General features: G+C 65.9%; 22 protein-coding genes. 10 read left to right on the plus strand and 12 right to left on the minus strand.

Annotation, left to right across the window (positions count from 1 at the left end):
- Position 1 precedes the first annotated feature (1 nt).
- From HZY97_RS05635 to HZY97_RS05650, 4 genes are all read left to right on the plus strand, one after another.
- Entirely contained in the window at positions 2-694 is a 693-nt protein-coding gene (locus HZY97_RS05635; protein ID WP_373684299.1) for a GH25 family lysozyme, read from the plus strand.
- Positions 691-1,131 carry a cytidine deaminase gene (locus HZY97_RS05640; protein ID WP_180141389.1) on the plus strand — a complete coding sequence of 147 codons (441 nt, stop codon included), beginning with the start codon at positions 691-693 and terminating at the stop codon, positions 1,129-1,131. Before HZY97_RS05635 ends, HZY97_RS05640 begins: the two co-directional genes overlap by 4 nt.
- A 196-nt stretch (positions 1,132-1,327) precedes the next feature.
- The gene (locus HZY97_RS05645) at positions 1,328-2,092 is read left to right on the plus strand and encodes an SDR family NAD(P)-dependent oxidoreductase (protein WP_180141391.1); all 765 of its coding nucleotides are present in this window, start codon (positions 1,328-1,330) and stop codon (positions 2,090-2,092) included.
- 13 nt (positions 2,093-2,105) lie between these two features.
- Positions 2,106-2,474, plus strand: coding sequence for a VOC family protein (locus HZY97_RS05650; protein WP_180141393.1), 369 nt, complete (start codon positions 2,106-2,108; stop codon positions 2,472-2,474).
- Here the strand turns inward: HZY97_RS05650 and HZY97_RS05655 are convergent.
- Positions 2,471-5,047, minus strand: coding sequence for a glycosyl hydrolase 115 family protein (locus HZY97_RS05655; protein ID WP_180141394.1), 2,577 nt, complete (start codon positions 5,045-5,047; stop codon positions 2,471-2,473). The genes HZY97_RS05650 and HZY97_RS05655 overlap by 4 nt on opposite strands.
- 108 nt (positions 5,048-5,155) lie before the next feature.
- Here HZY97_RS05655 and dcd point away from each other — a divergent pair, with 108 nt between their 5' ends.
- Entirely contained in the window at positions 5,156-5,707 is a 552-nt protein-coding gene (gene dcd, locus HZY97_RS05660) for a dCTP deaminase (protein WP_218942865.1), read from the plus strand.
- Between the two features lie 96 nt (positions 5,708-5,803).
- On the opposite strand, the gene HZY97_RS05665 is transcribed toward dcd, so the two are convergent.
- The 5 genes from HZY97_RS05665 to HZY97_RS05685 all read right to left on the minus strand — a co-directional run bounded on the left by HZY97_RS05665 (position 5,804) and on the right by HZY97_RS05685 (position 8,908).
- On the minus strand, positions 5,804-6,169 hold the full coding sequence (locus HZY97_RS05665; RefSeq protein WP_180141398.1) for a tetratricopeptide repeat protein: 366 nt from the start codon (positions 6,167-6,169) through the stop codon (positions 5,804-5,806).
- 200 nt (positions 6,170-6,369) lie between these two features.
- Positions 6,370-6,795, minus strand: coding sequence for a biopolymer transporter ExbD (locus tag HZY97_RS05670; protein ID WP_180141400.1), 426 nt, complete (start codon positions 6,793-6,795; stop codon positions 6,370-6,372).
- Between the two features lie 27 nt (positions 6,796-6,822).
- Positions 6,823-7,302: a biopolymer transporter ExbD gene (locus tag HZY97_RS05675; protein WP_180141402.1), complete on the minus strand. Its 480-nt coding sequence runs from the start codon at positions 7,300-7,302 to the stop codon at positions 6,823-6,825.
- Between the two features lie 87 nt (positions 7,303-7,389).
- Complete coding sequence (locus HZY97_RS05680) at positions 7,390-8,148, minus strand: MotA/TolQ/ExbB proton channel family protein (RefSeq protein ID WP_180141404.1); 759 nt, start codon at positions 8,146-8,148, stop codon at positions 7,390-7,392.
- Between the two features lie 82 nt (positions 8,149-8,230).
- Positions 8,231-8,908, minus strand: coding sequence for an energy transducer TonB (locus HZY97_RS05685; RefSeq protein ID WP_180141406.1), 678 nt, complete (start codon positions 8,906-8,908; stop codon positions 8,231-8,233).
- A gap of 453 nt (positions 8,909-9,361) precedes the next feature.
- On the opposite strand from HZY97_RS05685, the gene HZY97_RS05690 reads away from it, so the two are divergent.
- On the plus strand, positions 9,362-9,976 hold the full coding sequence (locus HZY97_RS05690; RefSeq protein ID WP_257214881.1) for a hypothetical protein: 615 nt from the start codon (positions 9,362-9,364) through the stop codon (positions 9,974-9,976).
- An 88-nt stretch (positions 9,977-10,064) separates the two neighbouring features.
- Here the strand turns inward: HZY97_RS05690 and HZY97_RS05695 are convergent, their stop codons facing one another.
- A complete protein-coding gene (locus HZY97_RS05695) occupies positions 10,065-10,436 on the minus strand; it encodes a dihydroneopterin aldolase (protein ID WP_180141408.1) in 372 nt (123 codons plus the stop codon).
- Positions 10,437-10,608: 172 nt separating this feature from the next.
- Here HZY97_RS05695 and HZY97_RS05700 point away from each other — a divergent pair, with 172 nt between their 5' ends.
- The 4 genes from HZY97_RS05700 to HZY97_RS05715 all read left to right on the plus strand — a co-directional run bounded on the left by HZY97_RS05700 (position 10,609) and on the right by HZY97_RS05715 (position 13,785).
- Entirely contained in the window at positions 10,609-11,139 is a 531-nt protein-coding gene (locus HZY97_RS05700; protein ID WP_218942951.1) for a GNAT family N-acetyltransferase, read from the plus strand.
- Positions 11,140-11,456: 317 nt separating this feature from the next.
- Positions 11,457-12,023: a DUF1285 domain-containing protein gene (locus HZY97_RS05705; protein ID WP_180141411.1), complete on the plus strand. Its 567-nt coding sequence runs from the start codon at positions 11,457-11,459 to the stop codon at positions 12,021-12,023.
- On the plus strand, positions 12,020-12,610 hold the full coding sequence (locus HZY97_RS05710) for a CoA pyrophosphatase (protein ID WP_180141412.1): 591 nt from the start codon (positions 12,020-12,022) through the stop codon (positions 12,608-12,610). Before HZY97_RS05705 ends, HZY97_RS05710 begins: the two co-directional genes overlap by 4 nt.
- Entirely contained in the window at positions 12,598-13,785 is a 1,188-nt protein-coding gene (locus HZY97_RS05715) for a CCA tRNA nucleotidyltransferase (RefSeq protein ID WP_180141414.1), read from the plus strand. The genes HZY97_RS05710 and HZY97_RS05715 overlap by 13 nt, the downstream gene beginning before the upstream one ends.
- Here the strand turns inward: HZY97_RS05715 and HZY97_RS05720 are convergent.
- The 5 genes from HZY97_RS05720 to HZY97_RS05740 form a co-directional block, all read right to left on the minus strand.
- A complete protein-coding gene (locus tag HZY97_RS05720; protein WP_180141694.1) occupies positions 13,758-15,374 on the minus strand; it encodes a bifunctional diguanylate cyclase/phosphodiesterase in 1,617 nt (538 codons plus the stop codon). The two genes, HZY97_RS05715 and HZY97_RS05720, sit on opposite strands and share 28 nt — an antisense overlap.
- Before the next feature lie 161 nt (positions 15,375-15,535).
- Positions 15,536-17,776, minus strand: coding sequence for a DNA topoisomerase IV subunit A (gene parC / locus HZY97_RS05725; RefSeq protein WP_180141416.1), 2,241 nt, complete (start codon positions 17,774-17,776; stop codon positions 15,536-15,538).
- Positions 17,777-18,042: 266 nt separating this feature from the next.
- Positions 18,043-18,336, minus strand: coding sequence for a hypothetical protein (locus HZY97_RS05730; protein ID WP_180141418.1), 294 nt, complete (start codon positions 18,334-18,336; stop codon positions 18,043-18,045).
- Positions 18,337-18,367: 31 nt separating this feature from the next.
- Positions 18,368-18,655: a hypothetical protein gene (locus HZY97_RS05735; RefSeq protein ID WP_180141420.1), complete on the minus strand. Its 288-nt coding sequence runs from the start codon at positions 18,653-18,655 to the stop codon at positions 18,368-18,370.
- A gap of 22 nt (positions 18,656-18,677) precedes the next feature.
- Entirely contained in the window at positions 18,678-18,947 is a 270-nt protein-coding gene (locus HZY97_RS05740; RefSeq protein WP_180141422.1) for a hypothetical protein, read from the minus strand.
- Positions 18,948-19,134 lie beyond the last annotated feature (187 nt).

Here is a 19,134-nt window from a genome sequence, read left to right on the forward strand (position 1 = left end):
GGTGCACCTTCGCGTCCTTACGCGCCGGCTGCGCTTCGTCGTGCCGGCGCTGATCCTCTTGGCCCTGCTCGGCTGGAGCGCCTGGCTGTTCGCCTCGCGCTGGCGCCCCTCGCCCGCTGACTTTCCCGTCCAGGGCGTCGATGTGTCCGAAGAGACCGGGCCGATCGAATGGTGGACCGCCAAGAAATCGGGCATCGAATTCGCCTATATCCGCGCCACCAGCGGCGCCGGCGCGCGTGACCTGCGCTTCCCCGAGAACTGGCGCTGGACCTTCGAGGCGGGCATCCGCCGCGGCGCGCTCCACGTCTATTCGCTCTGCCAGCTCGCCGCCGACCAGTCGGGCAATTTCATGACGACGGTGCCGCGCTCGGACGACCAGCTGCCGCCCGCGGTCGAGATCGACTTCCAGCCCGATTGCTCCGCCCGGCCCGAGCGCCAGGTGGTGATCACCGAGCTCACCCGCTTCCTGCATGACGTCGAGTCGCATATCGGCAAGCCGGCGATCCTGATGGTCTCGCCCGCCTTTGAGAGCCAGTATCACCTCAGCGACGCCTTTCCGCGCCTGCTCTGGGCGCACCAGGCCTTCTTCCCCCCCTCGTATTTCGCGCGGCCATGGTCGATATGGCAGGCAACGCGCCACCGCCGCATCGAAGGCGTGGGGCAACCGGTCAATTGGGACGTGATGGCGAAATGAGCGAGATTGATCCGAAGGCACTGATCGAAGCTGCTCGAAACGCAGCGAAAAACGCCTATGCGCCCTATTCGAATTTCGCGGTCGGCGCGGCGGTGCTGCTAACCGACGGGTCCATTGTGACCGGAGCGAACTTCGAAAACGCCAGCTACGGCCTGTCGCTCTGCGCCGAGACGGTGGCGCTGGCCAAGACCAGCAGCGACGGCCGGCTCAGGGACGTCGTCGCGATCGGCGTGATCGGCGGCCGCATGGGCCATGCCGACACCGCGCCCGTCAGCCCCTGCGGCCGCTGCCGCCAGATCCTCAACGAAGCCGCCCAGCTCGGCGGCTGCGACTTGCCGGTATTCTGCGGCGGCGCGACCGGCGACGAGATCGCGGAATACACGCTCTCGCAGCTCCTCCCCGCAGCCTTCGGGCCCCGTGATCTGGGCATGGCGTAACCTTCCATAGCTTTCCCCGGCGAAGGCCGGGGCCCAGACTCAGCGTGCGCGGCGAAGGCATGCCAAGACGCATTACTTCAAGGCTGGGCCCCGCGCTTCGCCGGGGAAAGATAATTCACTATCTCGATAGCGAATTGACCCCAAAACCCCCTCATGGGAGTAACCTTCGCAAACAAAAACCGTCCGGAGAGTCCAAATGCCGATCCCCCCGCCCCCGAGCTTCCGCCTCGACGGCAAGCGCGCCCTGATCACCGGCGCGGGCCGCGGCATCGGCGCCCATGGCGCGGCGATCCTCGCCCAGGCCGGCGCCCACGTAACCCTCTGTTCGCGCACCGAAAGCGAGATCGAAGCCCTCGCCCAGGAGCTCCGCGAAGCCGGCTATCAGGCCACCGCCTTCCCCCTCGACGTCACCGATACCCCGGCCGTCCGTCGCGAGATCGCCGCCCGCGGGCCCTTCGACATCCTCCTTAACAACGCCGGCGCCAACCGCATCCGCCCGATCACCGAGGTGAGCGAGGAGGATTATGACGCGGTCCTGAACCTCAATCTCAAGGCAGCCCTGTTCGTCGCCCAGGCCGTCGCCAAGGGCCTGCTCGACGCCGGCAAGCCCGGCTCGATCATCAATGTCTCCTCGCAGATGGGGCATGTCGGCGGCCCGGGCCGCTCGCTCTACAGCGCCTCGAAATTCGCGCTCGAGGGCCTGACCAAATGCATGGCGATCGACCTCGCTCCGCACGGCATCCGGGTCAACACGCTCTGCCCGACCTTCATCGACACCGCGCTCACTCGCCCGATCCTCGATATGCCCGGCACCCGCGAGCGCGTGCTGAACCGCATCGCCTTCGGCCGCCTCGGTCGCATGGACGAACTGAGCGGCCCGCTCCTCCTCCTCGCCTCCGACGCCTCGAGCCTGATGACCGGCAGCGCGGTGATGGTCGATGGCGGCTGGACCGCGGGCTGAGTAAGGTGGGGCCATGCCCAACCTCGCCACCACCACGATCCGCCCCTTCGTCCCCGGCGGCAAGGACTTCGCCCTCTCCAAGCGCTTCTACCAGGCGCTCGGCTTCGAGCTGACCTTCGAGGCGGGAAGCATTGCCGGTTTTGCCTGTAATTCCGGCAGCTTCCTCCTTCAGGACTATTTTCAGGAAGGCTGGGGCGGCAACTTCATGATGCAGCTCATCGTCGAGGATCTCGACGCCTGGTGGGCGCATATCCAGGCGCTCGACCTGCCGGGTAATTTCGGCGTGCCCGCGCCCAGGGCACCCGCGCTGATGCCTTGGGGCCTGACACTAGCCTATGTCTTCGGCCCCTGCGGCGAGCTGTGGCATGTGGTCCAGGCCTAGCGCCCGCCCAGATAGCTCCCCGGCAGCGCGCCTGTCCCGACCACGATCCGCTGCAGCACGATATTGTCGTCGATCCGCCAGACCTTCAGCACATGCTCGCCCGCCGCAACGCCCGGGAAGCGCGCCTCGAGCACCCGTGCATTGTCCTCCACCGCCCGCTCCCAGTCATGCTTCGGCTTGCTGTCAGCGGCATTGGGTGACGGCGTGAGCAGGTCGGTCAGCACCTGCACCGGCCCGTCGTCGATCGACACGCCGACCCTCAGCGTCCCGTCGGCGCCGGTGCCCAGCGTCGGCACCAGGATCAGCTGTATCGGCAGCGCGCCCGCCTTGGCGGCGGTGACCGCATATTCCAGCCGAACGCCATCCTCAGGCGTGGTCGCGGGCCGCCCCTGCGGCAGCGCCAGCACCGCGCTCTGGGTCCGCCCGAGATGCGGGATCCTGGTCCAGCGCAGCCCTTTGCCGTCCACCGCACGGACATAGTCGCCAGCTTCGATCGCCGCCCCCTCGCCCGGCAACGCCGGCGCGGCGAGGCGGATCACCGGGGCGTGGCCCGGCACGCGCAGCACCTTGGGCATCACCTGCTTCTCGGGCTGCTGCCAATTGGTGTACCCGATATGGGTCTGGAGCATCATCCCGTCCCACTTGCCGCCAGCGATCTCGTGATAGTCTTTGCTCAGCACCTGGTCGTTCGCGAACAGGCGCTCGGCCCTGTCCGCAAAGAAGTTGGCCTGCGGATCATTGGCCGCGGCAAGGCGCCGGTTCCAGGCGACATTGTAATAGAGCCGATAGAGGTTCGCCATTGCCGCGATCGGATGATCGACCAGCTGGAAATATGCAGGATATTCGCCCGTTCGCAGCCGCGACCGCATGCGCACCATCGCATCCTCCAGCGCATCCCATTCCTTCACCATCGCGCCGAACTCGCCGCCGTCCAGCTCCAGCCCAGCGCCCTTGCCCAGCGCGAAGCTGTCGGCATCGATCAGCTCGGGTTTCCGCCGCGCGGCGAGCTGCGAATAGCGCGTCAGCAGCGCCCCGATCGCCTTGCCGTTCTCCGCGCCAAACTGCTCGGATGCCCATTCCGCCGGATACGCCGCCAGCGCCTCGGGCGTCATCGCCTCGGGGTTCCAGGCCTGTTTCAGGAAGAAGCTCAACGGATATTCCATCGGCTTCAGGTCACCGACATTGACGATCCACAGCGCCCGCGCGCCGCGCTGCCAGGCCAGGTCCATCTGCTGCCAGCTCTTCTCGATCTGGTTGGCGTTGAGCCACTTGTAGTTGCGGGGCCCGCCGACATAATCGAAGTGATAATAGACCCCATAGCCGCCCTTGCGCGGCGCTGCGCCCGGATCGGGCAACCGCCGAATCTGCCCCCAATTATCGTCGGAAAACAGCAGCGTGACATCGTCGGGCACCTGCATGCCGTGGTCGTAATAGTCCTGCACTTCCTTGTAGAGCGCCCAGACCTGCGGCGTCCTGTCCGCAGGCTTGCCGGTCACCTCGGCGATGATCTTGCGCTGGTCGGCAACGATCCCCTCGAGCAGCTTGGTCGCAGTGCCCTCCGCCATCGGCTCGTCGCCATCGCCGCGCATGCCGACCGTTACCAGGCTCTCATAGCCCTTGCCGTCGCCCTTCGACATCATCCGCTCGATCCCGCCCCGCCAGAAGGCACGCAAATTGGCGGCGTTGGTCGAATAGTCCCACTTGCCCCCGGTCACCCCGCCCCCGGTATTGCGGTGCCACTCGTCCTGCGCCCGCGTCATCGGTTCGTGGTGCGACGTGCCCATGACGATGCCCATCTCGTCGGCCAGCACCTTGCTCTGCGGATCGTCGTCGTTGAACGCGCGCGGCGCCCACATCGCCGGCCAGAGGTAATTGCCCTTCAGCCGCAGCTCGAGCTCGAAAATATGCGCATAGGCCTTGGCATTCGCCCCGCCGAACTTCTTCTGTACCCAGGTAGAAAAGCTCGGCGCCTCGTCGTTGATGAAGAAGCCGCGATAGCGCACTTTGGGCTGATCGCGCCGCGATCCGGCGGTGAGGTACACATTGGCGCGCTTCGCCACCGGCACATCGGCGAACCAGTGCCAGGGCGAGACGCCGATCTTCTCGGAGATGTCGTACGCGCCATAGACCGCGCCGCGCCGGTCCGATCCGACGATCACCAGCGCGCGGGCCACGCCCGGCATCGGGTTGTCGACGATGATCTGGCGGAACGCCTCCCATTCGCCGGCGACGTCCTGCGCCTTGATCTTGCCGGCGCGGACCAGCGCATCGATCATCGGACTCTGGCCGAGCACGCCGATCATCACGACGCGACCGTCGGCGCCTGCCTGCCCCACCACAGGCACGATCTTCGCGCCGCTCACTCGCTGGAGGTCGCCCGCAAACCCGTCGCCGGCGTGGCGCACCGCAGGGTCGGCGCCGGGGTCGATCAGCACGCTCGCCGGCTTGCCCTTCTCGATCAACGCGAAGCTCGCCGGGTCAGGGCTGGCACAAACCGTCACCGCGCCTTCACAGGCCAGCGCAGGCGCCGAGACCATCGTCGCCACCCAAGCCGCCGCCACCAACAAGCGCATCGCCCTCTCCGTTCTTATTTGTCTGCGTTATGCGTACATGCACAGCTTACCGCAAGCCGGCGCGACAAGCCGCTTGCCCCGCCGCGCGCTTCCGGCAACACAATGCCCATGATCCTTTCAGACCGCTGGATTCGCGAACAGGCCCTCGCAACGGGTATGATCGAGCCCTTTGTCGAGGCCCAGCGCCGCGAGGGCTGCATCAGCTACGGCCTCAGCTCCTATGGCTATGACGCGCGCGTCGCCGACGAGTTCAAGATCTTCACCAATGTCGATTCGGCGGTGGTGGACCCCAAGGACTTCGCCGCGAACAGCTTTGTCGATCGCAAGACCGATGTGTGCATCATCCCGCCCAACAGCTTTGCGCTGGCTCGTACGGTCGAATATTTTCGCATCCCGCGCGATACGCTCGTCATCTGCCTCGGCAAGTCGACCTATGCGCGCTGCGGGATCATCGTGAACGTGACGCCGCTCGAGCCCGAATGGGAGGGCCATGTCACGCTCGAATTCTCGAACACCACGCCGCTCCCCGCCAAGATCTACGCGAATGAGGGCGCGTGCCAGTTCCTGTTCCTCAAGGGCGATCAGCCCTGCGAGACCAGCTATGCCGATCGCGCGGGCAAATATATGGGCCAGCGCGGCGTGACGCTGCCGCGGCTCTGATCCGGCACCATTGGACATGAAAAAGGCGCCGCGTGGGGCGGCGCCTGTTTTTTGCCGCCGGCCGCGCTTCTGCGCAGCCAGACGGCCGGAATGGGATCAGCGCGCGCTCAGCTGGAGCGTGCGGATATATTGAAGCCCCTTGTTGGCGATCGCATGCGACATCGCGACGCGGTCGGCCGACTGGTCCATCTCGACATCGCGCTGCTGGAGCACCTGGATGTAGAGCGCCCGAGCCTGGGACGTACGTCCGGTCTGGGCATAGACCGCAGCGAGATTGAGCAGCAGTTCGGGCTGGCCCGGATCCATCCGAAGACGGTTGTTGAGCTGCTGTTCGGCCTGCGAAAGATCACCATTGAAGATGGCGGCACTGGCTACGGGATCCCCGTCGCTACGCTGGGCCTGCGCGGGAAGCGCGGCGAGCGCGAACGGGGCGGCCGCAAGGACAATGAGCGCGGTGCGCATAACTCCTACTCCTTCTGTTACGGCACGGATACAGTTCCGTGACTCTTTGAAGACAGTAAAGTTACACTTCTATGACGCCTTCACAAGCGGAGATATGTTACAGTCCGCTCAACCCCACGACCGGCTTGACGCACAAAAAGAAAGGCGGCCCCGAAGGACCGCCTTTCCTGTTCCCGGATCCGGCCCCGAAGGGCGGCAGATCAGAAATCGCTGCGATACTGCTCGTTGCCGACGAAGCCGAGCTTGTTCACGTTCGAGCGCTTGATGATCGCAAGAACGCGGTCGACGACTTCGTAGCGCGCCTGCGGGTCGGGCTGGAAGTGCAGCTCCGGCTCGGGCGAGATCTGCAGAGACGCATCGAGATACTGGCGGAGCGTCACATCGTCGATCGGCACGCTGTTCCAGAAAACCTGGCCCTGCGGGTCGATATAGACCTTGTTCTTCTCCGGCTCGACGATGTTCTGCGGCTGGTTGTTCGACTGAGGAAGGTCGACCTTAACCGCATGCGTCTGGATCGGGATGGTGATGATGAACATGATGAGTAGAACGAGCATGACGTCGATCAACGGCGTCGTGTTCATTTCCATCATCGGCTCGCCGTCGTCGCGGCCACCGCTCATTGCCATTTACGTGACTCCTTCAAACGGTGCGCGTTAGAGGCGGGTCTGGTTCGAACCCGGCTCGGGCTCAGAAATGAAACCAACCTTGACGAAACCCGCCATCTGCATCGCGAAGATCGTGCCACCGATGCAGCGGTACGGCGTGTTCACGTCACCGCGGATATGCACTTCGGGAAGCTCGAGGCCGGCAGCGTTGATGCCGCCCTGCTTATCGATTTCCTGCTTGAGCTTCTTCACTGCCTTGTCGACCAGTTCCTGGCTGGTCACCGGGGTCATGCCCCAGAAGACCTTGCACTGGCCGTTCTCAGCCGTGACCGAAAGCGCCACGTTTTCCGGCTTGGTGACCGTCGGCTCGAACTGCACCTTCGGCAGTTCCAGCTTGACCGTCTGAATCACCACGGGAACGGCGATGAGGAAGATGATCAGAAGCACCAGCATCACGTCCACCAGCGGCGTGGTATTGATGTCCGACATCGGGGCGTCGTCGCCGCCACCGCCTGAGCTAATCGCCATTGGGCGTTATCCTATCCTTCTGCGCCCGCCGGGAAACCCGGCGAGCCACGGCCGCACGGGACGAACCCCGTGCGGCCAGGTCTTCAGTTACGCGCGCGGCGCAGTCGTCGCAGCCGGGGCAGCCTTGGCAGCGCCAGCCTTCTTGACCGCCGGACGGACGCGGCCGTCCGAAGCCAGGTAGCCGAGCACGTCGTTCGAGAACGCGTTCAGGCTCTCCTGGATCGACTTGTTGCGACGCTGCAGGAAGTTGTAGGCGAGCACCGCCGGAACGGCGACGACCAGACCGAGCGCGGTCATGATCAGTGCTTCACCGACCGGGCCGGCGACGGCGTCGATCGAGGCCTGACCGGCAGCGCCGATCTTGATGAGCGCGCGGTAGATGCCGATAACCGTACCGAACAGACCGATGAACGGCGCGGTAGCGCCGACGGTCGCGAGGAAGGCCAGGCCGCCGTTGAGCGCCGAGTTGATGGTCGCTTCCGAGCGCGACAGCGAGCCGTGCAGCCAGTCATGAGCCTCGACCGGATCGGTGAGTTCCTTGTACTGCTCCTGGGCGGTCAGGCCGTCGTCGACGATCTGGCGATAGGCCGAGTTCTTCTCGAGCTTCGCCGCGCCTTCGCGCAGGCTGTTCGCCGACCAGAAGGCGCCGCGCACGCGCTTCGCCTGGTTGATGATCTTCTGCTGCTCGAAGAGCTTGGTGAAGAAGATGTAGAGCGAAACGAAGAGCATCAGCACCAGGATCGCAAACACGGTCTGCGAGATCAGGCCGCCTTCCTTGAGCGCCGGGATGAGGCCGTACGGGTTGTCGCCCTTGGGCGCCGCTGCGGCGAGAATGGTCGTGAGCATTTCGGTTCTTTCCTCTAACTAAATAGCGCTTTTTCCACAGGTGCCAGCGCGCCCCCAGGAGCGCGCCAGCCAAACACACGGCCTAGGACGGAATCTTCCAGGTGAAGCTGCCGTTATAGGGAGCCGGGATCTTGTTGCCCGACGCGTCCTCGGCCGGATTGAACCGGGCGCGGCGCTTGAGCAGCGAGCATGCCGTGGTGTCGAGAACGGACACGCCGCTCGAACCCGTCACAGTGCAGTTGGTCACCTTGCCCGACGCATCGACGTCGAGGCGAAAACGAACGGTACCGGCCTGCTCGGCGCGGAGCGCGGAGGCAGGATAGTCGTCGTCCGTAACCCAGCTCTGCGGCGAACCGCGCGGCGTGAGCTTCTTGGCGACGGCCGGCGGCGCGGGCGGCCGAGGCGGAGCAACCGGCGCCGGAGGCGTCGGCGGCTGCATCGGCGGCGGCGGCAGCTGGATGTTCGGCGTCGTTGCGATCTGGGGCGACGGAGTCGGCACCTGGACCAGCGACGGCGGCACCGCAATCTGCGTCGGCGGCGGCGGCACTGGCGTGTCAGGCGGCGGCGGCGGCGGCGGAATTTCTTCCGGCGGCGGCGGCGGTTCCTGCACGTCGAAGGTGTTCAGCTTTTCAGCCTGCTTCTTGATATATTGGTAAGCAAGGCCGGTGACGAAGGCATATCCCATGCCGGCCACAATCACCGCGACCAAAACGATCGCGACGACCCGACTGCCACTTACATTCCGGTCAGCGTAAGCCATTCGGCAACGTCACTCCTCTAATCCTGACATGCAGACCTGTTACGACCGGATACGCGACCCGTGCACAGATCTGCCCGCCGTGCGCTCTATGCGTCCTATTCGGCAGCGGGCGAGTCTCTATCGCGCGCACCCGGAGGACGCAAACCCTTTGTCGGACAAACGGGGCGTACAGCCGCCCGGTGACATAATTATTTCTACAAAGCACGGCCGCAATCCGCTAATCCGAACGGCATGAAGTGCACCTTTCCCACCATATTTTCTTGCGCGATTGCGCTGGCTGCACCCTTAGGTGCAGCCGCTAAACCCCAGCAAACGCAGGCACAAACCAGTGCTGTTTTACCCAGCTATGCCACCCTGGCGAAGCAGGTGACGACGGCGCCGCTCATTATTGATGGGCGCATTCGCAAAGCGGATCGCCTGAGCGCCGAGGAATCGCCCGGCCTCGCGCCCGGCATGGCCCGATTCCTGGTCGAGGCGGATGTTTCAGCCCTGATTCGGGGCACTCAGGCGATGGCGTCGCGCATCACCTACACCGCCGATGTTCCGCTGAATGCGAAGGGCAAGGCACCCAAGCTCGCCAAGCAGCGCGTGCTGCTGTTCGCCCGCCCCGTGCCGAGCCGCCCGGGCATGGTGCAGCTCACCGGATTGCAGAGCCAGATGAACTGGTTGCCCGAGCTGGACGCCCAGGTCCGCGCTATCACCAAGGACGCGCTTGCGTCCAACGCGCCGCCCGCGATCACCGGCGTCGGCAACGCCTTTCACGTCCCCGGATCGCTGCCCGGCGAGGGCGAGACCCAGGTCTTCCTGCAGACCGCGAGCGGCCTGCCGGTCTCGCTCCAGATCCTCCGCCGCCCGGGCGAGACGACGCGCTGGAGTGTTTCATTGGGGGACATTGTCGACGATTCGGCCGGCGCGCCGAGCGCGAACACCTTCCTCTGGTACCGTCTCGCCTGCGGCCTGCCGCGCAGCCTGCCGGCGGAAGCGGTCGAGTCGGACGACGCCCAGAACGCAGGCAAGGCGCGCGAAGACTATCAGTACGTCCTGCGCTCGCTGGGGCCGTGCACGTAACAAAGCGTCACCCCGGCGAAAGCCGGGGCCTCGTGCCTCAGGCCGTCCGCTTACCGCCTGAGATCCCGGCTTTCGCCGGAGTGAACGATTAGCGGCGCCCGCGCACCAGCGTGATCCCGATCGATTCGCCCTGCTCGGCGATCGCCAGCTTCACGATTCGCACCTCGACACGGCGCACCCGCGCATCGCCGACGAACAGCGTGTCGCAGATATGCTCGGCCACCGCTTCCACCAGCGTGAAGTGCACGTCCTTGGGCAGCGCGTCGGTCGCGGCGTGCTTGACGTCCATATAGTTCTTCGACGCCTTGAGCGGCGTATCCGGCTCGAAGCGCTCGGGCAGGTCGATATCCACCGTCACCGAGATCCGCAGCGGCTGCGGCAGATGCGTCTCTTCCGAATAGACGCCGGTGAGGAGTTCGACTTCCAGGTCGTGCACCTGGAGCTGCAGGGAATCGGACAAGTGGCCTGAGCCTTTCAGGGGGAAACAGGCCGCGGCCAATAGCAGATGCGCGCCCGGGGGGAACCCCGCCCCTCCCGCAGGCGCCCGGGATACTTATATTCAGACTTGCGAAAGCGCCCATCGGCGCTATTGCGCGCGGCCCCGAGTTCGATCTCGGGGCGTTATGAAGGGAATGTATGAAGTGATCGCATTGCTGCCGCTCGAGACCGTGGATCCTCAAGCCGTCGAGACGCTGCTCGACCGCGCTTTTGGTCCGGGCCGACGCGCGCGCACTGCGTACAAGGTTCGCCTTGGCACGTCGCCTGTTCCCGAACTCAGCTTCGCCGCGGTGGCGGACGATGGCAGCCTGCTCGGCTCGATCCAGTGCTGGCCGGTCGCGCTCGACTGCGATGGCGGCGGCAGCGTGCCGATGGTCATGGTCGGCCCGGTCGCGGTCCAGCCCGATCGCCAGCAGGGCGGCATCGGCCGGATGCTGATGGAGCGGATGCTCGAAGCAGCCGAGAGCTCGGCGCTGCCCGGCGCCGACGCGCTGATGCTGATCGGCGACCCCGAATATTACGGCCGCTTCTTCGGCTTCGTTGCCGACAAGACCGGCGGCTGGCGCCTGCCCGGCCCCTTCGAGCCCCGCCGCCTGCTCGCCCGCGGCGCCGGCGTACCCGCCGGCCCGGGCGTGGTCGGGGCACGTCTTCGACGGGCTGCCTGATTCGATTGATTGAGGAAACTGCGCCCCGGCGAAAGCCGGGGCCCAGGGCTTCTCTGCTTCATCGCTTGTAATTCTGGGCCCCGGCTTCCGCCGGGGAACGGATAAGAGCGAGAGCAGATAAGGGGTACGGCCCCCTTCCAATGTAGGATTTTGTCTGCTTGGGTTTCCGGCATGGCCGATCCTTCGCAGCCTTTCGCTCCTCGGCTTCGTTCGCAGAGCTACAACCGTGCGAAGCGAGCCTCGCGCGCGCGCCCGCGCGTGAGTGTCGTGACTTTCGTGACTTTCCACGCCCCGCAGCCGGTGAACTGAGCGAATCGATGCCCGCCCCTCCCCCACCCGATTTCGCCAGTCTCTCGCTCGCCGAGATCGCCCGACTCGTGGAGGAAAACCGCCTGCCCCCGGTCGAGAGCTGGAACCCCAGCCACTGCGGCCATAGCGACATGCGCATCGCGCGCGACGGCACCTGGTTCCACCAGGGCTCGCCGATCGGCCGCGCGCCGATGGTGCGCCTGTTCTCGACGATCCTGCGCCGCGAGCCCGATGGCCGCTTCGTGCTGGTCACTCCTGTCGAGAAGCTCGACATCGACGTCGAGGACGCTCCGTTCCTCGCGGTCGAAATGAAGCGCGAGGGCGAAGGTGCGGCGATGAAGCTCGCCTTCCGCCTCAACACCGGCGATCTCGTCACTGCCGGTCCCGAGCATGCGCTGCGCTTTGAGGAGCGCGAGGACGGCCCCCGCCCCTATCTCCATGTCCGCGCCGGGCTGGAGGCCTTGGTCGGGCGCAGCGTTTATTATGAGCTCGCCGAGATCGCGCTCGCCAATGGCAGCACCCCGCCGGGCGTGTGGAGCAACGGCGCTTTCTTCGCGCTGGAGCCGGCCGAATGAGCCTGGCTGAGCGTCTGCGTACCGCGCTTGCGGTCGATCATTCGCCTTTGCTGCTCCCGGGCGACCATTTCGAGTTCGATCCTGCGGTGCGCGGCAATCCCGCCGCGGTGCTGATCGCCATCACAGATCGCACAGCGCCCGGCGTGATCCTCACTCAGCGCACCGAAACGCTGCGCAGCCATGCCGGCCAGGTCGCCTTTCCCGGCGGCCGTATCGATCCCGAGGATGACGGCCCGATCGGCGCCGCGTTGCGCGAAGCCAATGAAGAGATCGCGCTGCCACCCGCCGCGGTCCAGGTCGTCGGCACCACCGATTCCTATCGCACCGTCACCAACTATCTGGTCACGCCGGTGATCGGCGTGGTCCCGCCCGATCTCCAGCTCACCCCGTCCGAGGCCGAGGTCGCCAGCGTCTTCGAAGTGCCGCTCGACTTCCTGCTCGACAGCGCCAACCAGCGCGAGCAAGTGACGGAGTTCCTGGGCCGCGAGCGGCGCTATTACGAGATACTCTGGCAGGATCGCCGGATCTGGGGAGCTACGGCGGCGATGCTGGTCAATCTGTCACGACGGCTGCGATGGGCGGCATGATCCTGCCCGATGCCGACTGGCGCCACCGCGAGGGGCTGGACCGGCTGGTCGAAGTGCTCGGCGACGCGCGCTTCGTCGGCGGATCGGTGCGCGACACGCTGCTCGGCATCCCGGTCTCCGATCTAGACGTCGCGACCCCACTCTCGCCCCAGCGGGTGATCGAGCTGCTCAAGGCCGCGAAGATCCGCGTCGTGCCGACCGGCATCGATCATGGCACCGTCACTGCGGTGCTCGAGAGCGGCCATGTCGAAGTCACTACGCTCCGCCGCGACGTCTCAACCGACGGCCGCCGCGCCACGGTTGCCTTCACCGATGACTGGCGCGAGGACGCTGCGCGCCGCGATTTCACGATCAACGCGCTCTATGCCGATCCGGCGACCGGCGAAATCTTCGACTATTTCGGCGGCATCACCGATCTGGAGGCCCGCCACATCCGCTTCATCGGCGACCCGCTCCAGCGAATCGCCGAAGATCATCTGCGCATCCTGCGCTTCTTCCGTTTCCTCGCCCGCTTCGGCGATGTCGCCGATCCGGCAGCGCTGGAGGCCTGCACCGCGCGCGCCAGGGACCTGATGGCGCTCAGCCGCGAGCGGATCGCTGATGAGCTTTTGAAGCTGCTTGTCACCCGCGATGCCGTCCGCGTCGTCGGAATGATGATCGAGCGCGGCATCTTCGTGCCGGTTCTGCCCGAGATCACCGCTTCCGACCGCTTCGCCCATCTCGCCGCGCGCGAAGCCGAGGCGGAACTCGCCCCCAGCGCAATTCGCCGCCTGGCGTCACTGCTCCCGGCCGATGCAGCGATCGCCGACGGGATCGCCGCGCGGCTCAAGCTCTCCAACGTCCAGCGCCGGCGCCTCGTCGCCGCGGTGCTGCCGCCCGAGGAAGCGCCCCGGCCTCTCGCCTATCGCGTCGGCGTCGAGGCTGCGGTCGATCGGCTGCTCCTCTCCGATCGCCCGATCGCCGAGGCGCTGGCGATTCGCGACTGGCAACCGCCGCGCTTCCCGCTCAGCGGCGGCGCGATCGTCGCGCGCGGCATCAAGGCCGGGCCCGATGTGGCGCGACTGATGAAGCAGATCGAAGGGGGCTGGATCGCCGAGGGCTTTCCGGAAGAAGACCGCGTGGCCGAACTGGCCGATGCGGCAGTGGCTCAGGCGTTGCGCTCGACGAGCAGCTGATAGGCCTCGTCGCGGGCGAGCGCGCGCGAATAGAGGAAGCCCTGGCCATAGGTGCAGCCCAGCGCCGCCAGCGTCTGGGCGAGTTCGTTGGTCTCGATGCCCTCGGCGGTGGTCTGCATGCCGAGCGCCTGGGCGAGGCTGAGGATGGCGCGGACGATGGCGACCTTGTCGCGGTCGGCCAGCATGCCGGAGACGAAGCTGCGGTCGATCTTGAGCAGGTCGATCGGCAGCTTCTGGAGATAGGCGAGGTTGGAATAGCCCGTGCCGAAATCGTCCATGGCCAGCGTGGTGCCGAGGTCCTTGAGCGCGTTCATCGTCTGGGCGATGCGGTCCGGATCGGTGACGATCGCGCTTTCGGTCAGTTCGAGGGTGAGCTTGCGCCCCTCGACGCCGTGGCGCTCGAGCGCGCTCTTGACCATGGCCGGGATATGATCGCGCTGCAGCTGGATCGCCGAGAGGTTGACCGCGACCTTGACGCCGGCATCGCCGCCCGCCGCCCGGTCCCACGCCGCGATGGTCTGCGCTGCCTCTTCCATCGCCCAGCGGCCGAGCGGGATGATCAGGCCGGATTCCTCAGCGACGGGGATGAAATCATTGGGGGAGAGCGCCACGCCCTCCTCGTTGGTCCAGCGGGCCAGCGCCTCGAACGACGTGATCTTGCCGGTCGCGAGGTCGCAGATCGGCTGATAGCAGAGCGTCATCTGCCCATGCTCGATCGCCCGGCGCAGCTCGGTCTCGATGCCGAACTGCTCGCGGGCAATGTCGAAGGTGTGCGACTGGTAGATCTCGGTGCGGCCGCTCTTCTTGGCGCGCTTCACCGCGAACTGGGCGCTGCGGACCAGATCTTCGGGATCGCCGTCATTGTCCGAGCCGAGCGCGATGCCGATCGAGCAGTCGACGCGGATCTCGAAGTCGGAGAGGCGGAACGGGTTGGCGAGCGCGGCCTGGATGCGCTTGGCGACGTGCAGCGCGTCACTCGGCCCCTCGTCGAGAGTCAGCAGCACGCCGAACTCGTCTCCCCCCATCCGGGCCAGCGTGTCGCGGCTGCGCAGCGCACCCTTCACACGGCGCGCCACGGTGATCAGCAGTTCGTCGCCGGCCAGGCCGCCCATGCAGGCGTTGATCCGGCTGAACCGGTCGAGATTGACCACCAGCACGGCAAAATCGGTGATGTTGTCGGGCGAAATGGCGTGTTCGAGCGCGTCCGAGAATCCGGCGCGGTTGGGCAGGCCGGTGAGGCTATCGGTCGCCATCTCGCGGCGCAGGCTATATTCGGTGCGCAGTTCCGAGGTGTGGTCGACCAGGGTGACCATGCAGCGCGGAAAGGCGCGGCGGTCGGCGCGCTTGGCGAGCATCACCCGGAAATGGCGGCAATCGACTTCCTCGCCGAACTGCCAGCCGATCTCGCACTGCATCTCGTTCGACTCGACGAACTTCTTGAGCCGCGGGCCGAGCAGGCGGATCAGCGGCGATTCGCTGGCGACAGTGCCCAGACCGGCGAGGCGGAAGGGCCGGTTGACCGCGTCGAAGACGAAGCCATGCTCCTGCAGCTCGATGATCGCCGCCGGCACCGGCAGCATGTCGAGCATCATCGCCGAGGCGCCCGGGCCGAAGACATAGGGCTCCGGCTGCTGCGGCACGGGCAGCGGCGCCTCTACACGGCTCTTCTTCGACCTGGCGAACATCGTCACGCCCCGGCCTACCCCGCATTGGTTAAAACCGCCTGAAACAACAGCGGTTTAGGCGCGCCTCAGAAACGATTGTCGCGCGGGAACCCATTCGGCGCCATCCGGCCCGCCGCGCCGCGCGCTGCGCGCCAGGGCGAAAGGTCGGTTTCGGTGCGCGTCCGGCCGCTTTCGCCACCCATTGCCCAGCTCAGTCCCTCGGCCATCTTGAAGGTCCGTACATCGCTCAGGCCACCGTCGCGGTAGCGCTGGAGCTGCACGCCCTGCCCGCGCGCCAGCTCGGCGACTTCGGAGAGCGGGAAGACCAGCAGCTTGCGATTGTCGCCGACCGCCGCCACGGCATCGTCCTCGGCACCGATCGGGCGGATCAGCTTGAGATGCGCACCGGCGCGCGGCGTCACCACCTGCTTGCCCTTGCGGGTCTCGGCGACGACGTCCTCGGCCTTGACCACGAAACCGCGCCCGTCATCCGCCGCGACCAGCAGCCGAGGCGCCGAACTCGCCGGGAACAGCGCGATGATGTTCCGCTCACCCTCCAGATCGATCATCAACCGCACCGGTTCGCCGAAGCCGCGCCCGCCGGGCAGCTTGTCCGCGCCCAGCGTGTAGAAGCGGCCATTGTCGGCGGCGAGGAGCAGCTTGTCGGTGGTCTGCGCATGGAAGGCCAGGAACGCGGCATCGCCTTCCTTGAACTTCAGTGCGTCGCCCGAGAGGTCCTCGACATGCCCCTTCATCGCGCGGATCCAGCCGCGCGCCGAGAGGATCACGGTGATCGGCTCGCGCTCGATCATCGCCTCGAGCGGGATCTCACGCGCCGGCGCGGCCTCCTCGACCACGGTGCGACGCTTGCCGAGCACCGTCTCGGGGCCATAGCGCTCTATCATCTTGGCGAGATCGCGCTTCATCCGGGTGCGCTGGCGCGCATCGGAGGAGAGCAGCAGCTCGAGATCCGCCTTTTCCTTCTCCAGCGCGTCCTGCTCGCGCTTGAGCTCCATCTCCTCGAGCTTGCGCAGGCTGCGCAGCCGCATGTTGAGGATCGCTTCGGCCTGGCGATCGGTGAGCTGGAACTCGGCGATCATCACCGGCTTGGGCTCATCCTCGGTCCGGATAATCTCGATGACCCGGTCGAGGTTCAAAAAGGCGATGATATAGCCGCCGACCAGTTCGAGCCGGTCGGCGATCTTCGCCACGCGGTGCTCGGACTTGCGGCGCAGCACCACGAACTGATGCTCGATCCAGCCGAGCAGCGCTTCCTGCAGGCTCATCACCCGCGGCGTGCGGTGCTTGTCGAGCACGTTCAGATTGAGCGGCACGCGCGTCTCTAGGTCCGAGAGGCGGTAGAGGCTGTTGATCAGGTCCTCGGCCACCACCGTGCGGCTGCGCGGCTCGAGGACGATGCGGATGTCCTCCGCGCTCTCGTCGCGGACGTCGCCGAGGATCGGCAGCTTCTTCTCGTTGATGAGATCGGCGATCCCCTCGATCAGCTTGCCCTTCTGGACACCGTAAGGGATCTCGGAGACGACGAGGTGCCAGCCCCCGCCCTTCTCGGTCACCTTCTCGATCTTGGCGCGGACCCGGAAGCCGCCGCGGCCGGTGGTGTAGGATTCGGCGATCGAAGCCGGGCTGTCGATGACGATGCCGCCGGTCGGGAAATCCGGACCCTGGACGTAATCGAGGACATTGGCCGAGGGGTTGTCGATCAGCGCAACCGCTGCGTTCATCAGCTCGGCGGCGTTGTGCGGCGGGATGCTGGTCGCCATGCCGACCGCGATGCCGGCAGCGCCATTGGCGAGCAGGTTCGGGAAAAGACCCGGGAAGAGCTCGGGCTCCTCGTCCTCGCCATTATAGGTGGGGCGGTAATCGACGGCATTCTCGTCGAGGCCATCCATCAGGTCGATGGCGACCTGGGTGAGCCGCGCCTCGGTGTAGCGATAGGCAGCGGCGTTATCGCCGTCGATATTGCCGAAATTGCCCTGGCCGTCGACCAGCGGGTAGCGCAGCGCAAAGGTCTGGGCGAGGCGGACCATCGCATCATAGACCGACTGATCGCCATGCGGGTGGTATTTACCGATGACGTCGCCGACGACGCGGGCGCACTTCTTGTAGCCCGACGCGGGATCGAGGCGGAGCAACCGCATCGCCCAGAGCAGGCGGCGGTGGACCGGCTTCAGTCCGTCGCGGACATCGGGCAGCGAGCGCGCCGTGATCGTGGAGAGCGCATAGACGAGATAGCGCTCGGAAAGCGCGCTATCGAAGGGAACGTCGGAAGGCGTGCCGGGCTCGGCGAGATCGGTATCTAGGCTCATTTCCCGACCCGGATAGCAGCAGCGGAAGCAAAGCGCCAAGCCGGGCGATGCGATCGGGTGAAATCGCCCGAAAGACGGTCAGCGTGCCGCCGATATTCGCCGCGTTCGCCAGGGGCCGGCGGCAAAAACGTTGACTCCTTTGACTCGCCACACGCGCGACAAGCCCCGGCGCTGCCGAGGCGATGGAGACGGGCTTGGGCGGGAAAGGTCATTCAGGAACTAAAGCAGAACATTTCCAACATTGCCAGAGCCCGTCACGCCGTTCTTCAGTTCGCCAGGCCCGGCCCCGGCCCAGCACAGGAATTGAGCGTTCCGTTGCGGTTGCAGCCGATCGAGGTACGGTTGCGATAATTCTCGTTGCCGTTCTCGCTGGCGTCGAAAAGCTTCTTCCACTCGGCCTTGGTGAGGCAGGTGCGCTTGGGGATGATCGTCCCGACCGTGGTCAGCATGCGGCAGACTTTCTTTTCCGCATCGGGAGCCGGGGCCTGCCCCTGCGGCAGCGGCGAATGGCTCGCCATCAGCATCAGGCCCGAAATCGGCAACAGCATCAGTCGTAGCATGTAATCCCCCTTTGATTCGACCCGTGCCGGCTCAAGACCCCCCGCAGGAAGTATCCGCGCCAGGCTTCCCGCAACCGATCGAGGTGCGGTTACGATAATTCTCGTTCCCGTTCTCGCTGGCGTCACCGACCTTCTTCCACTCGTCGCGGGTCAGGCAGTAGCGCTTGGGAATGATCGTCCCGACCGGAGCGATCATGCGGCAGAGCTTCTTGCCGGGCGCGGGCGCAGGCGCCGCCGGAGCCGACGCTTCCTGTGGCGCCGCCTGGGCTGCCATCAACACCAGGCCGGAAACCGGCAACACCATCCATCGCAGCATCATGCTAACCCTCCCGTTCGCCGGCTCATTCGGGGACGCAGGAGGAAGCCGACATGTTCTTCCCGCAACCAAATGAGTTGCGGTTGCGGTAAATGTCGTTCTTGGGCTCGCTGACGTCGAAGAGCTGCTTCCACTCCGCCTTCGTCAGGCAGGTACGCTTGGGGATGATCGTCCCAACGGTGGTCAGCATGCGGCAGATCTTCTTCTCAGGCGCGGCAGCAGGCGCGTCCTGCGGCGCCGCCTGGCTCGCCATCAGCATCAGGCCGGAAATCGGCAACACCATCAATCGCAACATTTTTCGCCCCCTCGAAAAAACGGAGGCTCTCCGAACATGCGCGGAATTGCAAGTCCAGCCATGTTTCCGGATGTTTCCACATAGGGTCTTCGCGGCGATCGCGACCTTGGATCGGCTTCTGCTTGCCATCCACAGAGGTTTCGCAGCGAGATCCGCACAGCATTACGGGATCTTCGACACCGTTCCG

The organism is Sphingomonas sp. R-74633, from assembly GCF_013416555.1.
Lineage (GTDB): Bacteria > Pseudomonadota > Alphaproteobacteria > Sphingomonadales > Sphingomonadaceae > Sphingomonas.

Coding starts and splice junctions, on each gene's coding strand:
- HZY97_RS05640 (WP_180141389.1), top strand. CDS start 691: ATGAGCGAGATTGATCCGAAGGCACTGATCGAAGCTGCTCGAAACGCA.
- HZY97_RS05645 (WP_180141391.1), top strand. CDS start 1,328: ATGCCGATCCCCCCGCCCCCGAGCTTCCGCCTCGACGGCAAGCGCGCC.
- HZY97_RS05650 (WP_180141393.1), top strand. CDS start 2,106: ATGCCCAACCTCGCCACCACCACGATCCGCCCCTTCGTCCCCGGCGGC.
- HZY97_RS05655 (WP_180141394.1), bottom strand. CDS start 5,047: ATGCGCTTGTTGGTGGCGGCGGCTTGGGTGGCGACGATGGTCTCGGCG.
- dcd (WP_218942865.1), top strand. CDS start 5,156: ATGATCCTTTCAGACCGCTGGATTCGCGAACAGGCCCTCGCAACGGGT.
- HZY97_RS05665 (WP_180141398.1), bottom strand. CDS start 6,169: ATGCGCACCGCGCTCATTGTCCTTGCGGCCGCCCCGTTCGCGCTCGCC.
- HZY97_RS05670 (WP_180141400.1), bottom strand. CDS start 6,795: ATGGCAATGAGCGGTGGCCGCGACGACGGCGAGCCGATGATGGAAATG.
- HZY97_RS05675 (WP_180141402.1), bottom strand. CDS start 7,302: ATGGCGATTAGCTCAGGCGGTGGCGGCGACGACGCCCCGATGTCGGAC.
- HZY97_RS05680 (WP_180141404.1), bottom strand. CDS start 8,148: ATGCTCACGACCATTCTCGCCGCAGCGGCGCCCAAGGGCGACAACCCG.
- HZY97_RS05685 (WP_180141406.1), bottom strand. CDS start 8,908: ATGGCTTACGCTGACCGGAATGTAAGTGGCAGTCGGGTCGTCGCGATC.
- HZY97_RS05690 (WP_257214881.1), top strand. CDS start 9,362: ATGGCCCGATTCCTGGTCGAGGCGGATGTTTCAGCCCTGATTCGGGGC.
- HZY97_RS05700 (WP_218942951.1), top strand. CDS start 10,609: ATGTATGAAGTGATCGCATTGCTGCCGCTCGAGACCGTGGATCCTCAA.
- HZY97_RS05705 (WP_180141411.1), top strand. CDS start 11,457: ATGCCCGCCCCTCCCCCACCCGATTTCGCCAGTCTCTCGCTCGCCGAG.
- HZY97_RS05710 (WP_180141412.1), top strand. CDS start 12,020: ATGAGCCTGGCTGAGCGTCTGCGTACCGCGCTTGCGGTCGATCATTCG.
- HZY97_RS05715 (WP_180141414.1), top strand. CDS start 12,598: ATGGGCGGCATGATCCTGCCCGATGCCGACTGGCGCCACCGCGAGGGG.
- HZY97_RS05720 (WP_180141694.1), bottom strand. CDS start 15,374: ATGCTCGACATGCTGCCGGTGCCGGCGGCGATCATCGAGCTGCAGGAG.
- parC (WP_180141416.1), bottom strand. CDS start 17,776: ATGAGCCTAGATACCGATCTCGCCGAGCCCGGCACGCCTTCCGACGTT.
- HZY97_RS05730 (WP_180141418.1), bottom strand. CDS start 18,336: ATGCTACGACTGATGCTGTTGCCGATTTCGGGCCTGATGCTGATGGCG.
- HZY97_RS05735 (WP_180141420.1), bottom strand. CDS start 18,655: ATGATGCTGCGATGGATGGTGTTGCCGGTTTCCGGCCTGGTGTTGATG.
- HZY97_RS05740 (WP_180141422.1), bottom strand. CDS start 18,947: ATGTTGCGATTGATGGTGTTGCCGATTTCCGGCCTGATGCTGATGGCG.